The following is a 15325-nucleotide window of genomic DNA, read 5'->3' on the forward strand; positions in this document are numbered from 1 at the left end:
GCGCGGTATGGGGTTAGCCGCGGACCATATTCGAAATAATCGTTTTCTGCGTGGCAATATTCGCCGCCATCAGATCCGCCAGCGCTCTGAGCGTCAAGTCGCGTAGCGCTTCGATTTTTCGTTTGTTTTCTTCCAGAGCGGCGGCGATATTTCCGAACTGCCCCGCTTTGAGATCTGACATTTTCGAGTTGGCCTGTTCCTTAGTGTTTCCCAATTGCCCACTCGCTTCTGCCATTCCCGACAGCTGGCGGCTTAACTGCGTCAGCAACTGCGCGATCACCAGTAGCTTATCCAGCTCTCTACGCGCCAGCTCAAGCAGATGGTTATTTTTATCCAGCCTGGCGTGGAGCTTTTCGTTATCGAGTTCCAGTTGATTGCTCTCCTGTTTCAGCTCTTTTATTCGCGCTTCACGATCGGCAGCAGAAGCAGGCAGGGCTTTTCGCTCGTCGCTCTTTTGCTGGATAGTGGCTTCAGTAGCACGTAATTTCTCCGTCATTTCTTTCTGGCGTTTTAACAATGGGCCAGGGTCATTATCCAGTGCGCGCTGTAGCTCAAGCTGTTTATCGATCTTTGCCCGCTGTTCAGTAAGCATATTTTTTTCGGCATTCAGACTGTTCAGCTCTTTATCCAGTTGCTTTACCTTTTTATTATAATTTTTCGGCTGTAACTCCTGCCATGTGTCCTTTTTTTTCTGAATCATTTGCTGATTGGCAGATATATCCTTTTTCAGCTGCACATTATCTTTCTCTAATGCTGATGCCTGCTTCATATATCCGGCAGTTTTTTGGAAGGTCATCATCGCGCCGTACGCGGCAACAAAACCACCGATTACCAGGCCCGATACTGCCCCGGAGAGCATCTTCTTCGAACCTTTCACCATTTCTACGGTGCTATTAACAGTTTGTGCAAACTGTCGGCTGCTGTTGTCTACCCGTTGTTTGCTCTCGATTTGTGACAGCAACTGATATTGCTCCACCAGCATCCCCATGATGCTGACAATTTTCCCGCTCCAGCCACCTATATTAGAGAAATCAAAGTTTTGCTGCGTAACGCGATTGGCATCTTTAGCGTGATCACGGTTTGGTATCTCCTCACACAGCAGATCATAAATAATTCCCAGCTCAACACGATTCTCTTTTCCAGGTGGAGGTAGCGCAGGAACATTCACCTGAATGAGGCCATTTACGTCTCGTAGGTTTTTAAGAATTACTTCTGCCGAAATAGGGTATCTTACTCTATCACTTTGCTCTTCTGCGCTGACATTATGCTGGGAAGTTCCGCCACTTTGAATAAAGACGATATTTGTCGGATGTTTAATCGCATGGATCATATTTCTACTCCTAAGCTTTCCGCATTCTGATAATAGACAGCGCCGTATCGTTTCTGGCTTGTAATATTGTGCTAAGGTGATCGCCCATCTCTTTCATTAATGCATTATGGCTTTCCAGTAATTCCACCATCCGCTCGATGGCTTTATTCAGTTGATCCATTACCATTTTGCCGATCTGCACATCAGCCAGATATTCATGCGCCTTCACGTTTAAGTCAGCGATAATCACACCGGTACTCAGACGCTGCGCCGTGTCGACAAAACCAATGGTTTCACCGGCCAGGCCAAGTATCCGGGCGCTCTGGTTTCTGCTGAGATGCATTTTTTTCAGAATATTATTGGCGAGATCATCCATCATTTTACTGAGCTGATTATTTAGATTTTTCAGCGAGCTACCAAATTTTTTCAGCATTTTCGGCATCTGCTTAATTGCCTGGTTTATCGTGCCTTTGACATTCTCCACCACCGCCTGCGCCAGCGCCTTGCCGAATCGCTTATAGAGCATTTTCCCGGCGCTTTTGAGCACCATGGCGGCGGCGACAATAACCGCTACCGTTGCCGCCGCCGCGACAGCGGTATGGATGCTGTCCATCATATTGGCGCCGGTCGCTTTATCGATCTCGCGCAGAATCAGGCCAAGCGGCGTTTTATCAAAAATATCCGTGACCACTTTGCTGATGGCGTCCATTAGCGGCATAAAAATATGATCCATTAACGGACTCATCATCTTTTCAGTCAGCGAAAAACCAAATGCGGCCTCCGTAACGTAATCAGCCACCAGCAGGCCAATACCGATTACCATCAAGGTCGCACCGGCTCCGCCAAATACCACACTCAGCGCCCCCAGAGCAGTCAGCGCCCCGCCAAATATCTTTGAAATAAGCCCGCATTTTTTGCTGGTCTCCTGCGCCTTACGTTCCTGCTCGGCAAATTCTTTGGCTTTTTCAGCCATATTGTTACGCGTGGCTTCCATACGCGCGTCATTGAGCGCCTGGTCGCTTTGCAGCCTGGCCAGATTGGCGTCATTGAACATATTCATCATTTGCGCCATCAACAGGGCAGCCCTTGCCGCCATCGACAGCTGTTTCTTTTCCGCCTCCTCCAGTTGCGGACGATTCATCACCACATAACCCGCAGAATTGGTGCTGATAGCGGTCATCTGTTTAATCAGCTCGTGATGAGCAGCTAACAGCTCTTGCGCCAGCGTCAGCTGCTGAAGCACGCTGGTTTCAGCGGCCAGCACTTTGCTGTTCGCCGTATTCAACGCATTTTTCGCCGCCGCAATTTTTTCCATCAGCGCGGTATAACGCGGATCATCCGCCGTCACCCCCTGCTGTTCCAGCTCCGTCAGCGCATTCTGCAGTGCCGTCAGTCGCTGCCCGTGTACTTCCTGCTGATTTTTTTCCTGCTCCAGCTGGGCGCTGGCGCCTTCCAGCGTCTGCAGGGCATCTTTGATCTGTACAGTGGCGCGCTCCAGCGCAGCAGAAAGTTCAGAGGCTTGTTTCAGCCGGGTATCGGCGCCAGCAACCATCACCGAGAGCAGGCTGTTGAGCGTGCAGGGTTCATCCTGTGCCACAGGCTGATTAAACAGATGCTGGAGCGCTTTACCCTCTTCGCTTTTTTTCTTTTTAACTTCGGCACTGACTTCGCGCAGCTCCGGAGGAGTCTCACTTATTTTGCCATCAGTGGCCCCCTCCGCCAGCCCATAAATCAGTAGCGCATCCTGCGGTGTAAGGTAATTTAGTTTAAGATGAGTAAAACGATTATGAATATCAGGCTTTAAAGCCGGTAGCACTGCCGTAATAATATTCGGCGCCATACCTCTGATTGCTTCCATGCTCAGGTCTCCTTAAGTTCCTGGTCTGTTGTATTATCTTTTCTTAATAACGAACGATTTTTCTTAATGGTTTCAAAATAGACGCGTGCTTTTTTTACCAGTTCCTGATCAGGACATTTCTTTATCACTACTTCGAACATCTGCAATGCTTTAATTACATCGCCCATTAATAACTGACATTGACCGCCATAAAATATAGGACTGTAATCTTCTTTCGCCAGAATATAAGCCAGTGAATAGAGATCGCAGGCTTTCTGATACTTCTTCTTCAGCTGATTCACTGCTCCGAGACCAATAAAATAGTCGGGGTTTTTTAAGTCATACATACACAATAAACTAAAATAGTGTTCGGCCTCATCGAGACGCCCCTGATAATAAAAATGATGGGCATGGGCATAAATATCTTCCATGGTATCATCAGGAATACCCTGCAAATCTTTTAGTAACACACCTTGCTGAACATACTCCAGTAGCATGGAACACATTTCAGCTTCATGGATTGTCTCGTTTTCCTGAGTCATGTCTCTTCCTTACGTTAAATCATCCATGACGAATGGGTTTATTGAAGCAAATTTGTTGAATTTCTGCTCACAAAGAACGCTCATCACCATCAGCGTGGCTGCCGGAGGGTTGCTCTGGCGCAGGTGATTTTTCATTGCTTACGCTATTATCCGTTTGCCACTTTCTCTCTACCTGACGTAACCAGACCAGAATTTCCATTACCTCAGAAAACTTCTCGACACTAATAAAAGTGTATTTTTGGTGAGTATGGTAAATTTCACGCGCCAGCTGCACATTTTCCACCACCGGCACGCCGACTTTTTCGGCATAACGGCGTACCGCCAAGGCGCGCTGATTTTTTTCCAGCACCGAGATAAAGGGAATCGGCGCAATTTCCGCATTAAGATAGATACCAACCGCAATATGTTTCGGATTAGCGATAATTGCATTGGATTTTTTAATATCATTTTTGGTTTCTTCCGATAACAGTTCCTGATGCAGCGACTTCCTTTTCTTTTTGATTTCCGGATTACCATTAATCTCTTTTGACTCTCTGTCCACCTCTTTTTTATCCATTTTAAGCTCTTTGATATACAGCAGATACTCAGCGACACAATCAATCAGAATAATAGTGAAAATAGAGGCGATAAATATCACCAGCAGTGAATGCATCAGCTGTCCCCAGACTTTAAACAGCCTATCGGGTTCGGCATACACCAGACTGATAATCAGCGCGCGGTTCTCCTGCCAGAACACCAGCGTAGCGAAAACAAAGCAGGCCAGATACAGCAGTACTTTAATTAAATCTTTCAGGTTGCGCAGATTAAAGATTTTTTTAAAGCCTTTAATCGGGTTTAGCGCCGCAAAGTTAAGCTTAAGTATTTTGGTCGCCAGTCGCATGCCAGTTTGTAAAATTCCGGGTAAAAAAGAAGCGGCAATACAGAGCGCCAGTACCGGCAACAATATTTTCAGCCCGAACCACACGCATTGCAAAATATAGCCATGCATCGTGAAGTGATACTGCCGCTCAACCACCATTTGCAACAGGTCGGAGAACGCGCGCAGCGAGGTAAAATTGAGCACCACCTCAATCCCCACCAATGTCAGACAGGTAATGATCAGATCCTTACCTTTGAAGGTCTGCCCTTTCTTTGCTGCATCGCGCTTCTTTTTATCCGTCGGTTTTTCTGTTTTGCTGGTAGACATAAGGGTTGCCGCCTGACGTCAGCGTAGTGGAAAGAAAATCGTTTCCAGTCTGAGCACCTCGGAAGGCAGCACCGGAGAGAAGTAGAGCAACAGCACCATAAAACCGATCAGCGTTTTCAGGGTTAATGCCAGCGAAAAAGCATTCATCTGCGGCGTATAGCGGGCGAGCAGGCCGAGAAAAAATTCACTTATCAGAAAAATAGTCAGTACCGGTGCCGAAAGCCGCAACCCTTGCTTCATCAACTCGCCAACATACCGGGCCATCTGCTCTGTGCCAGGTATCGCGCTGGAGAGCGGCGGCCAGAGCTGGTAACTTTGCTTCAGCACCTGCAGAAATGTCAGTACGCCGCCCGCTTCAAGGACAATCACCACCGCCAGCAGATTAAACAGATTGGCCAGTTCCGAGGTGTCGATGCCGCTTAGCGGATTTAAGGTACTACTGAGTGTGGCGCCGCGCTGGTTATCAATCAGACTGCCTACCGCATGCATGGTCCAGAATGGCAGACAAAGCAGAATGGCAATCAGCAGCCCAATCACCACCTCCTTGATCATCAGCCCGGTGAACACCATCAATTCCAGCTCCGCCACCAGCACGCCGGGCACATGCCAGAGTGAGGCGCCCAGCAGGAAGGCCAGCGGAAATTTAAATAATCCGGTCAGGGTCGACTGGCTTAGCCAGGGTAGCAGAATAAACAGCGGCAACAGGCGGGCAGAGCCCAGCATCACCATAAAAAAGCTGTTGTTCAGCTCAAAATAGAGATTGGTTTGCATCGTTTGCCATTACCCTTTCAGGGCGAACCAGATCACTTCCCTGCCGTACGCCAGTAATGTTTCGCCATACCATCCGGATAATAAAAACAGACAGACACAGACGCCGAGCAGCTTAATGCCAAAAGGCAGGGTCTGTTCCTGCAGTTGTGTCACCGTCTGGAACAGCCCCACCAGCAGTCCAATAATTGTCGCCACCATAACCGGCGCCGCAGAGAGAATTAACACCAGCCAGATGGCTTTATTTCCGGCCAGAATCACTTCATTCATCAGTTAACCGCTCCGACCAGGCCAATATCAAGATACTGTTGCAGCAGACCTTTTGAGATCAGCGTCCATCCGTCCATTACGACAAATAACAGCAGCTTAATCGGCACCGAGATGGTGACCGGACTCATCATCATCATGCCGAGGGTCAGCAAAATACTGGAGATCAACAGGTCGATAACTACAAACGGGAGATAGATATAGAAACCGATTTTAAATGCATCTTTGATTTCGGTTAATGCATAAGCCGGCAGCAGAGCAAACAGCGAGGGCGTAGGCGCATCGTCCTCATCCTGCAGTTCGCCGTCACGCTGACGCTGCGCCTGCTCAAAAAATTGCGCCAGGTCGCGGTCGCTGTATTTCTGCAAATAGTGCTTATAACCAGTAAAACCAGTATCAAGCCACGCCTCGATGGTTTCGGCGCTGCTAAGATCGATCGGCTGGTTTTTAAAGTGGTTATATCCCTCTTTCATTACCGGCGTCATCACAAATACCGAGAGGACAAAAGCCACGCTATTCAGGGTGATATTTGACGGAATTTGCTGTAAACCAATGGCGTTTCTCACCATAACAAAGACGATGGAAAATTTGATATAACTGGTGCCGCAGGCAATCAGAAACGGGGCCAGCGACGCCAGCGTCAATACCGCAATCAGCGAAATATCATTTTCCATACTGCGCCTCATTACACAGGCTCTGAATTTCCACCCCCAGCCGCTCATCAACCATCACCAGCTCGCCCTTCGCCAGTAATGTCCCATTGGCGTAAATCATAATACTGTTTTCACCGCCGTCACCGGCAGGAAGCACATCGCCAGTATGCAGCGCCGATAATTCATCCAGCGTCAGCGTCATTTGATTAATAATAAAAGTCAGCTGCAGCGGAATATTATTGATGCCAATGCGCTGCTGCTCTGTCGCTTTATGGTCGTGCTGCCCGAGGAAATAATCCGGTTCATCCATGTCGTTATAGATATCTTCCAGCATAAAATAGTCATCCTGTTGTCGATAGGTTGCCACGCTCCTGCCGCCAATCATTACCCGTTCAGCGAGCTGATTAATCAGCAGTACATCACCGCTTTCAAGTTTGCGTACGTGACGCAGGCTTAACATGCTGCTGCCAACCATAAAATCCAGCCGCAGTGGGATGGCGTCATGCAGCAGTGATGGCAGACGCTGACTGAGCTGGCAGCGATAGCGTTCCGCCACCTGAAGCAACCAGCCATCACCACAACTGGTGCTGACCACCGGCAACGGGCGACCGTAATAATCCGCAGATGCCACCAGCGAGGAGATCGATAACGGCTCTGCTGCTTCGCCAGGCAGGTTCAGATGGAGTGACGCGCCGCTGTAGTGAAACAGATCCCTGATTTCATCAGCAGAAATAAGATCGGCGCGCAACCCGCTTTTTTCCGGCAGGCTTTGGCCAAACCAGGCGCGCAGATCGACCAGTAATTTGCTACCGCCGACACTGGTCGCCTGCGCCAGTACGGCGCCTGGCGGCGGACAGCACATCAGAGCAGGCATGCCCAACGCCTGCCAGTGACGACAGATCAATTGCAACCCTGAACTGGCCGCATCGTAATGCCGAAGCGGCAGCGTTTTCATTCGTCATCCTCGGCAAAGGGCGATTCCGGTTTATTACGCCGCGGGTCCCCCGTGGTTTCATCATCAAGAATCACTTTTGCAGCGGGCGCATAGCTGATTATCGCCTCCTGTAAACGACGGCTGACTAGCGGGTCAGAAGGATTCATCGCCACCACCAGCGGCTGATTGCCGTCACGGACTGCCGTCAGCTGCACCCGGTGTTCGCTGCCCCATTGAGTAAAGGTGTAGTTAATACGATGCTGTCCATCCGCACTGGCCGCAGGCTTTGCCACAGGTGGCGTCGGCAGCGGCGCCTTGTGCTGAGCGGCGGGCATCGGCAGCAGATCGTTTTTTATCCACGGCTGAGGATCTGCTTTACCCGACCATGCGGCGGGGATCGGCACCATACGCTGGTCATCCGGCAGTGGCTTATCTTCGATTCCCGCTTCAGGCCGTTCGCGGCTTAAGGGCAGGTCGCTGCTGTGGGGGGCCAATGCCGGCAGCGGACGCGCCGTGACTGCAGGCGGTGGAGTGATCCCCTGTAACGGCGGCGAGATACTGACCATCGCTGGCTCACGACGGCGCGTCAGTGGCAGCTGTTGTCGTACCGGCTGATGGCTGAACGCTGGCGTACCAGCCGTTAACGCCGTTGTGTTCTCAGCATCATGCTTTAGCATCGACTGATTCAGCGCCACAGGCGGTTTCTCCACTGCAGGTATCGGTTGTGGTAGCGTCCATCCCGTCGGCAGCAGGTCTTCAGGCTGCTGCCGCCAGGCTTTTTCCAGCTGCTTATCCAGTTCACCTGCATCGCCATTTCCAGATTCAACGGCAGGCAGCAGGGATCGCGCCACGGCGGCGGCATTTATATTTGCCAATTTAACTGCTCCTCTGTTTCCGTCTCATACTGACGCTGCCTGCTCTGCTGCTGCTGTTTCTGTCGGCGCTGTAACTGGCTGGTGATTTTGTCCACTTTGCGCTGCAATATATTGCGCTGTTCTTTGAGGATGCCGAGTTGCTGTCTCTGCTGCTCCAGCTGCTGATGTTTATCGGCCAGCAGCAGATCAATATCCGCCAGCCTGCGCTGGAGCGCCCCCTGACGCGACTTATTTTCCAGAATCGCTTCGAGTGTGGTTTCACCGGCAATCGTCAGCGATGCCAGATGCTGTTGCAGCAACTGACGCTGCTGCTGCGCGCCAGCAATCTCCGTTCCGGTGGTTTCGGCGCTGGTCTGCGCTTTTTGCCGTGCACTCTCCTTATCCACCACCCGCTGTTCGCAGCGACGAATAATGATATTGATATTAGTTAACAATACGTTGCATCCTTATCAGCGTATCCGTGATCTCCTCTTTCCCTTGCTGCGACTGGCAGAGAAAGCGGCGAATCTCCTCAATGGCGTTGAACGCCTTATCGTTGGCAGGGTTGATCCCCGGCTGATATTCGCCGAAATCAATCAGCACCTGTAACTCTTCAATCCTCGCCAGCAGATCGCGCAGATCGCTGGCGATCCTCTGATGTTGAGCGCTGGTGACACGCTGGCTGACACGGCTGATACTGTGCAGCACATCAATGGCGGGATAGTGGTTTTTACTGGCCAGCTTGCGGCTCAGCACAATATGACCGTCAATGATCGAGCGTACTTCCTCGGCGACCGGATCGGACTCCTCTTCGTTTTCCAGCAAGATAGTGAAAAAAGCCGTGATACTGCCATCCCGGGTGCGGCCCGGCCTTTCCAGCAATGCAGGCAGTTTTTCAAATACCGAAGCCGGAAATCCACGCCGTGCTGGCGGCTCGCCAGCAGCCAGCGCGACATCACGTAAGGCGCGTGCATAGCGCGTAATCGAGTCGATAAACAGCAGGACGTCAATGCCACGATCGCGGAAGTATTCGGCGATGGTCATCGCTGACGCCGCAGCATTTACCCGATCCAGCGCCGGGTAGTCAGAGGTGGCATACACCAGCACGCAGCGCGATTTGCTCTCCATACCACGCAGCGCCTCAACAAATTCGGTAACTTCACGCCCACGCTCGCCAATCAGCGCCACCACCACCATCCCGGCCTCAGCATTATTTATCAGCATCTGCATCAGCGTGGTTTTACCGCATCCGGCGGCAGAAAAAATGCCCATACGCTGGCCCACGCCGCAGGTGAGCAGACCGTCAATGGCGCGGACACCGGTGGTCAGCAATTCGCTAATACCACGCCGCTGATCCCAACAAGGCGGCGCGGCATATACCTGACGACGCTCAACCTGCACGCTGTCGCCCGGCGGAGAGAGGCGCTCGATCACCTCGCCGGATGGAGTAAGCACCGTACCGGCAAGATTTTCCGACACCTCGATCATCAGGCTATGGCCGGTAGGGCTGATCACCATGTCACGCGACAGCCCTTCTGCAGAACCAATCAGGCTCAGTAGCGTGGAGTCACGCTCAAAGCCCAGTACCTGCGCCCTGGCCACTACCGTGCTGTCACTGTCGCTGCGATGCACATGACACACTTCACCAATTCTGACGCCGCTAAGGCGGGCCTCCACAATCGGCCCGGTAACGCGCAGCGGATGTGCCTGATAGCGCACCAGCATTAACGCAGCACCTCACAATATTTCTGCAGGCTCAGATAAAAGGTTTCCAGCGCATCACCAAACATCGCTTCATTCAGGCAATCCTGTTCCAGTACGCACTTCAGCACCGTGACATTCTCTTCCCTGGCGATCTGCAGCTGGCCCGTCACCGAGTACTTAACTGGCTCCATTAACAGCTCCAGCACCCGGTCCGCCACCTGAGATAGCACATGCCGGTTGTAGTCACAAAGCTGCGACCAGAGCACCACCTGTTTATCAACCACACTGATTAAAATTCCGGACAGACCGTCAAAATCCAGCAAAATAGTGGAATGGCCATCAAAGTTGTTAAGCAGCGAGGCATCGCATCCGCCAGCACGAAGCGATTCACGAACCAGTGTGGCAATATCAATATCCATGTGCGGGTCCTTTATTATTGAATTGATTTGATGACATCAATTGAAATGCCTTCGGAAATCTCGCCAAACGAAAGCACTTCAAGATTTTTGAATTTATTCTCCAGAAAACGTTTCACAAAGCGTCTGATATCGACTGACGCCAGAATGACGTAGTCCTTCTGTGACATCAGAATATCGCTAAGCCCAAGGGTAAAAGTGTCCATCATTTTTTCGGAAATAACTGGCTCCAGATTGAGAAAGGAGCCGGTCGCGGTAGTGCGGATCCCCTGACGCAGGGTCTCTTCCATTTCGGCGGAAATTAACACCGCCTTCAGTGAATTGCCGACGGCAAACTTATGGCTGATATAACGGGAAAGTGCGGTGCGCACATGTTCAACCAGCGTAATCACATCTTTCTCGCGCGGCGCCCAGACCGCCAGTGACTCCATTATCAGTTTGGTATTACGTACTGAGATTTTTTCTCCCAGCAGCCGCTGCATCACTTCTGAGGCGCGCTGCACTGTGATATGACGCATCACCTCTTTAATCAGATCGGGATAATCTTTTTCCAGCTTATCAATATGACTTTTGGTCTCCTGCACGCCAAAATACTCACTGACATTGCGTACCAGCGTGTTGGCGATGCAGTAGTAGAGTTCATCCACCGGCGTACGGGTGTGGTAACCCAGTTCGCTTAACATCTGACGCTGATCCTGCGCTACCCAAACCGCACCGCTGGCAGTGACGCAGTCGATGCCCAGCTGAGCCAGCTCATCCGTGACATTGACCACCGTGACCTGCTCAAACAAAATATCGAACTGTTCCGCCTGAATTTCATTAATCAGCAACGCCACTTTATCCGGCGGCTGATTCTCTGCCGCCCGGATAACAATCGCTGGCAGATGAATGCCGTAGTCGACAAAAAACTGACTGCGAAAACGTCCGGCGGCGTCAAGCTGGTTAAGATATTCACAGGCCTGAGGGCTGGCGCGCACAATAAACGGGATAGTGATTGGCGTAACCTGATCAAGGTCGTCAATCAGCCCGAGCTGAGTGGCGGCTGCGGGATCAGATTTACTCTCATCGTCCGTTTCAGCGCCCTGCTTATGGCTGGCTGCTTTGCCGCCGCCGTCGTGTTGCCGCGCCTCGCGCCATTTGATGAAAAACAGGCCGCCGGGGATCAGCGCCAGCAGCGTAAAGATCATTAGCGGAAAGCCCGGCAGAAAACCGATCGCCATCGCGATAATCGCGGCAATCGCCAGCACAAAGGGGTTATTCACCAGCTGCGACATCATGGTGATCCCCATATTGTCGCCTTCGCCGCCTACCCGGGTAACAATAAAACCGGCGCTGATGGCAATCAGCAGCGAGGGAATTTGCGCCACCAGACCGTCGCCAATGGTCAGCATGGTGTAGGTGGAGAGCGCCGTCGACATATCCATGCCATGCTGGTTAACCCCCACGCTTATCCCGCCAATAAAGTTAACGAAAATCACCAGAATACCGGCGATGGCGTCCCCTTTAATAAACTTCATCGCGCCATCAAACGAGCCATATAACTGGCTCTCTTTTTCCAGAATACTGCGGCGCTGTGTTGCCTCGTCAGCATCAATCGTATTGGCGCGCAGGTCGGCATCAATACTCATCTGCTTGCCCGGCATGCCATCCAGCGAGAAGCGGGCGGCCACTTCCGCCACGCGCTCGGCCCCTTTGGTTATCACCATAAACTGCACAATGGTGACGATGGCGAAAATCACAAATCCCACCACCAGATTGTCGCCAATAACAAACAGGCCAAAGGTGGCAATAATTTCTCCGGCATCCGCATCATTCAGAATCAGCCTGCTGGTGCTGATCGATAGCGCAAGACGAAATAGTGTGGTGATCAGTAGTACTGCCGGGAAGGAAGAAAAGCTCAGAATTCGGTCAATATAAAACGAAGAGAGAAATACCAGCGCTGAGATAACAATATTTAAACCAATCAGAAAATCGATCAGATAGGTAGGTAACGGAATAACCAGCATGGCAATAATGATTACTACCAATAACAGAATAAACAGTTCCGGATGTTTTCTCAGCTGGATGATAAAATCGTTAACCATGTCAGTTACCTGGTCTCTCCATTGAATAACAGTTAATGACCCCGGCCTTCCGCCAGCTCCTGGCTGTAACCATGATCAATTAACGTAATAAAATGCTGGTGTAATATCTCCTGCTGGTCATCACAGTCATAAATCTGCGTCGGAAACGCGGCGATAAATTTATAGATTTTCTGCACAAAGCTGACTTTCCTGCGGGTTGGTTGCCGCATGACCACCCCGCCCGCCAGCTGTTCCAGTTGCTGATACAGCAAATCGCCCTCTTTCAGCAGCGGTAACAGAAACAGCAGCCACTGATCTTCGCTAATGGCAAACTGGCCAATAAATTTGTCATGACTGGCGCACTTAATAAATAAGTGGTCGCTGGATCGGATAATCTTTATTTGCGTCAGGCGCCCTAAAAGCTCGCCAAATTCCGCTGCGCTACATCCTGGATCGCTGGAATTCATATCGGCCAGCACCGCGCTTTCCATAAAATTAATCACTATATGGCGGCGATTGCCACCAAACATCAGTACCCAATGCAGATAGATTTCACGTTCAGTTTCCTCGCTTTCAATAAAATGGCGATAACTCTCTCTGATTACCGCCGGTGAAAGGTTGAGTTCTTTACCAAACAGACGCGCTTTAAGCGCCACATTAATGCCAGACTTCAGACGTTTTGGATTTTCGCTCTCGATAAGCGTGGTTATCGCCTGCTCAATCAGCCCACGCTCTGTTTCGGCCAGGTTGCGCTGCCTGAGCATCTGCCGTAACGCCACCACGCGATCGCTGACATCCGGAAACAGCGCTTTAAGCTGCTGCAACAGCAGTGCAATATTGTTTATTCCCGACACTCGCAGAATTCGCCATAACGAATCCAGCTTTGCGCCCGGATCGTCCTCAAGCAATTCATATACTTCCGCCGTCGCGTAAAAATCGTTGCTTCTCTCTCTGGTGCGCCGGTTATTCAGCCCCGCCACCAGCGCGCTCAGTTCATCAACAGAAGCGAGAAATTTCTCCGCCGTGACAATGTTGCCGTCATCCTCAGCTGTCGGCGCCGGCACGCGGCTCTCATTGGTCAACGGTTTAAGCAGATTAGCGCTGAGTACGCTTTTATTGCCTGACGCCCGGCCCGGGCGCACGATCTCCGCTGGCAGCGCACCCGTCGCAGAGAGGGCGTCAGTCACCGCTGCGCATCCAGAAAGTTGTTCATCCAGTCAAACAGCTGATCCTGAGCCGGTTTGTTACGCAGGTCTCTGATCAGCCGGTTACCGTCGGGGCCGTTAACCGCATCGATCTCTTTAGGCTGGATCAAAAATACTCGCACCATATTTGCACTACGCTGCTGGCGATAACTGAACAGGCGGCCAATCAGCGGGATATCTTTCAGCCCGGGAACGCCCTGATACAGATGGCTGTTTTCATCGCGCGTATAGCCGCCAATCAGCAGGCTTTTCCCCTTTGGCACCCGCGCCACGGTGCTGATATTGGTGCGCCCCACATCCGGGATGCTGTTCTCACTGCTGCCTTCCCGGCGATATTCGTTGCCATCTTCGACGCTAAGCATCATTTCAATCTCCTCACCATCGGAAAAGCGCGGCAGCACACTGAGGGAGGTGCCATAGGTCACATGTTCCAGACTGGTCGAGCGCTCGCCAATCAACCGGGTATAAAAGGTGCGACTGTTGTCAAAAATCGCCGGCACGTTCTCCTGCGTCAACAGCATCGGGCGCGACACGATATTGGCGCGATTCTGCTGTGACAACGCCATTACTCCGGCCATAAAGCTGGCGCCGTCAACCGTACTGGAGACGCCGCCATTCAGCGACACGCCAAACTGACCGGCTAAACTAACCGAACCGCGCCATGACACGCCGAGTTGCTCCAGCTCATCTTTGTGCAGATCAATAATCCATACCGACATTTCAATATGTCGTTTCGGTACATCCAGCATGCTGACCAGCCGCTTGATATTATTCAGCTGTTCCGGCTCCCCCCTTACCAGCAGGCTGTTATTATCCGGATTAGCGATCACCAGAATCCTGCTGTCAGCTGGCGAGCCGATGGGCCAGCGCTTTGGTACAGCAACGGGCGCAGCGCTATCTGCGCCCTGCTCTTCTTCCTGCTCATCGGTATCATCCGTCTGGTATGTCGCCATCGCCATACCGTTAGCGGTCAGAGAGCGAATCACCGACGCCACGCCGGGAATGGTAATAGTTTCATCGCGATAACGATATTTTCGGTCTTCAACAAAGCTGTTATAAAGCGGTATCGCCATCAGGCTACTGGCATCCGTCTCCTGCACCGCCAGTTGATCAAGATTGGCGGCGGTTTTTAACACCAGATCGAAATAGACCGGTGGAGCGGAGAGATAAAAAGTCTGGCTGCCCGCTTCACTGCGTAACGGATAACGTTCATCGTACAGTTCCGCAGAGACCAGAAACTGCTTAACCTCTGCCACTGAGCTATTTTTTAGCCTGATCACGCCATTTTTTAACTCACTGGCGTCAAAAATATAGAGCGTATTACCATCGAAATACCACACCAGCCCCATATTGCTGGTGATGGTCTCCAGCAGGCGTTGCGGAGCAGAAAAATCGAAATTACCGCTAATTTTCTTTTTTGCCGCAAGATTACTGACAATCACCGGTTTTTTCATTCTGGCGGAAAGCGCTTCAAAAAATTGCTTCACACTATCTTTTGCCGCCACATAGCCCTGAGCACTCTCTTCACTGTCCGACGCCAGCGGCAGCGCAGATGTCAGACCGCCATACATCAGTGAAAAAGCCATT

The 15325-nt window shown here is 51.3% G+C and carries 15 protein-coding genes; all 15 read right to left on the reverse strand.

What is annotated here, in order from left to right; translation table 11 throughout:
- Window positions 1-13: 13 nt before the first annotated feature.
- The 15 genes from J2125_RS10150 to sctC all read right to left on the reverse strand — a co-directional run bounded on the left by J2125_RS10150 (window position 14) and on the right by sctC (window position 15324).
- On the reverse strand, window positions 14-1330 hold the full coding sequence (locus J2125_RS10150) for a hypothetical protein (RefSeq protein WP_157819417.1): 1317 nt from the start codon (window positions 1328-1330) through the stop codon (window positions 14-16).
- A gap of 10 nt (window positions 1331-1340) precedes the next feature.
- A complete protein-coding gene (gene sctE, locus J2125_RS10155; protein ID WP_017799608.1) occupies window positions 1341-3167 on the reverse strand; it encodes a type III secretion system translocon subunit SseC family protein in 1827 nt (608 codons plus the stop codon).
- A 2-nt stretch (window positions 3168-3169) separates the two neighbouring features.
- The gene (sicA, locus tag J2125_RS10160; protein ID WP_017799609.1) at window positions 3170-3688 is read right to left on the reverse strand and encodes a type III secretion system translocator chaperone SicA; all 519 of its coding nucleotides are present in this window, start codon (window positions 3686-3688) and stop codon (window positions 3170-3172) included.
- 67 nt (window positions 3689-3755) lie between these two features.
- Window positions 3756-4874, reverse strand: a complete 1119-nt coding sequence (locus tag J2125_RS10165; RefSeq protein WP_017799610.1) for an EscU/YscU/HrcU family type III secretion system export apparatus switch protein — start codon at window positions 4872-4874, stop codon at window positions 3756-3758.
- Window positions 4875-4892: 18 nt separating this feature from the next.
- Window positions 4893-5645 (reverse strand): type III secretion system export apparatus subunit SctT, encoded by a 753-nt coding sequence (gene sctT / locus J2125_RS10170; RefSeq protein ID WP_017799611.1) that lies wholly within the window; start codon window positions 5643-5645, stop codon window positions 4893-4895.
- Window positions 5646-5654: 9 nt separating this feature from the next.
- Window positions 5655-5912 (reverse strand): EscS/YscS/HrcS family type III secretion system export apparatus protein, encoded by a 258-nt coding sequence (locus tag J2125_RS10175; protein WP_017799612.1) that lies wholly within the window; start codon window positions 5910-5912, stop codon window positions 5655-5657.
- Entirely contained in the window at window positions 5912-6583 is a 672-nt protein-coding gene (locus tag J2125_RS10180; RefSeq protein WP_017799613.1) for an EscR/YscR/HrcR family type III secretion system export apparatus protein, read from the reverse strand. Before J2125_RS10180 ends, J2125_RS10175 begins: the two co-directional genes overlap by 1 nt.
- Window positions 6573-7517 (reverse strand): type III secretion system cytoplasmic ring protein SctQ, encoded by a 945-nt coding sequence (gene sctQ, locus J2125_RS10185; RefSeq protein ID WP_017799614.1) that lies wholly within the window; start codon window positions 7515-7517, stop codon window positions 6573-6575. Before sctQ ends, J2125_RS10180 begins: the two co-directional genes overlap by 11 nt.
- A complete protein-coding gene (locus tag J2125_RS10190) occupies window positions 7514-8371 on the reverse strand; it encodes a SpaN/EivJ family type III secretion system needle length determinant (protein ID WP_017799615.1) in 858 nt (285 codons plus the stop codon). Before J2125_RS10190 ends, sctQ begins: the two co-directional genes overlap by 4 nt.
- Window positions 8359-8805: a hypothetical protein gene (locus J2125_RS10195; protein ID WP_017799616.1), complete on the reverse strand. Its 447-nt coding sequence runs from the start codon at window positions 8803-8805 to the stop codon at window positions 8359-8361. The genes J2125_RS10190 and J2125_RS10195 overlap by 13 nt, the downstream gene beginning before the upstream one ends.
- The gene (gene sctN, locus J2125_RS10200) at window positions 8795-10075 is read right to left on the reverse strand and encodes a type III secretion system ATPase SctN (protein ID WP_017799617.1); all 1281 of its coding nucleotides are present in this window, start codon (window positions 10073-10075) and stop codon (window positions 8795-8797) included. The genes J2125_RS10195 and sctN overlap by 11 nt, the downstream gene beginning before the upstream one ends.
- On the reverse strand, window positions 10075-10473 hold the full coding sequence (locus J2125_RS10205) for an InvB/SpaK family type III secretion system chaperone (protein ID WP_017799618.1): 399 nt from the start codon (window positions 10471-10473) through the stop codon (window positions 10075-10077). Before J2125_RS10205 ends, sctN begins: the two co-directional genes overlap by 1 nt.
- Before the next feature lie 14 nt (window positions 10474-10487).
- Entirely contained in the window at window positions 10488-12554 is a 2067-nt protein-coding gene (locus tag J2125_RS10210; protein WP_017799619.1) for an EscV/YscV/HrcV family type III secretion system export apparatus protein, read from the reverse strand.
- 32 nt (window positions 12555-12586) lie between these two features.
- Window positions 12587-13720, reverse strand: coding sequence for a type III secretion system gatekeeper subunit SctW (gene sctW / locus J2125_RS10215; protein ID WP_017799620.1), 1134 nt, complete (start codon window positions 13718-13720; stop codon window positions 12587-12589).
- Window positions 13717-15324, reverse strand: coding sequence for a type III secretion system outer membrane ring subunit SctC (gene sctC / locus J2125_RS10220; protein WP_241763907.1), 1608 nt, complete (start codon window positions 15322-15324; stop codon window positions 13717-13719). The genes sctW and sctC overlap by 4 nt, the downstream gene beginning before the upstream one ends.
- Window position 15325 lies beyond the last annotated feature (1 nt).

The organism is Winslowiella toletana, assembly GCF_017875465.1.
GTDB lineage: Bacteria > Pseudomonadota > Gammaproteobacteria > Enterobacterales > Enterobacteriaceae > Erwinia > Erwinia toletana.

Excerpts from the sequence above, each read along its gene's own strand:
- J2125_RS10150 (WP_157819417.1), bottom strand. The coding sequence starts at position 1,330 with ATGATCCATGCGATTAAACATCCGACAAATATCGTCTTTATTCAAAGT.
- sctE (WP_017799608.1), bottom strand. The coding sequence starts at position 3,167 with ATGGAAGCAATCAGAGGTATGGCGCCGAATATTATTACGGCAGTGCTA.
- sicA (WP_017799609.1), bottom strand. The coding sequence starts at position 3,688 with ATGACTCAGGAAAACGAGACAATCCATGAAGCTGAAATGTGTTCCATG.
- J2125_RS10165 (WP_017799610.1), bottom strand. The coding sequence starts at position 4,874 with ATGTCTACCAGCAAAACAGAAAAACCGACGGATAAAAAGAAGCGCGAT.
- sctT (WP_017799611.1), bottom strand. The coding sequence starts at position 5,645 with ATGCAAACCAATCTCTATTTTGAGCTGAACAACAGCTTTTTTATGGTG.
- J2125_RS10175 (WP_017799612.1), bottom strand. The coding sequence starts at position 5,912 with ATGAATGAAGTGATTCTGGCCGGAAATAAAGCCATCTGGCTGGTGTTA.
- J2125_RS10180 (WP_017799613.1), bottom strand. The coding sequence starts at position 6,583 with ATGGAAAATGATATTTCGCTGATTGCGGTATTGACGCTGGCGTCGCTG.
- sctQ (WP_017799614.1), bottom strand. The coding sequence starts at position 7,517 with ATGAAAACGCTGCCGCTTCGGCATTACGATGCGGCCAGTTCAGGGTTG.
- sctN (WP_017799617.1), bottom strand. The coding sequence starts at position 10,075 with ATGCTGGTGCGCTATCAGGCACATCCGCTGCGCGTTACCGGGCCGATT.
- J2125_RS10205 (WP_017799618.1), bottom strand. The coding sequence starts at position 10,473 with ATGGATATTGATATTGCCACACTGGTTCGTGAATCGCTTCGTGCTGGC.
- J2125_RS10210 (WP_017799619.1), bottom strand. The coding sequence starts at position 12,554 with ATGGTTAACGATTTTATCATCCAGCTGAGAAAACATCCGGAACTGTTT.
- sctC (WP_241763907.1), bottom strand. The coding sequence starts at position 15,324 with ATGGCTTTTTCACTGATGTATGGCGGTCTGACATCTGCGCTGCCGCTG.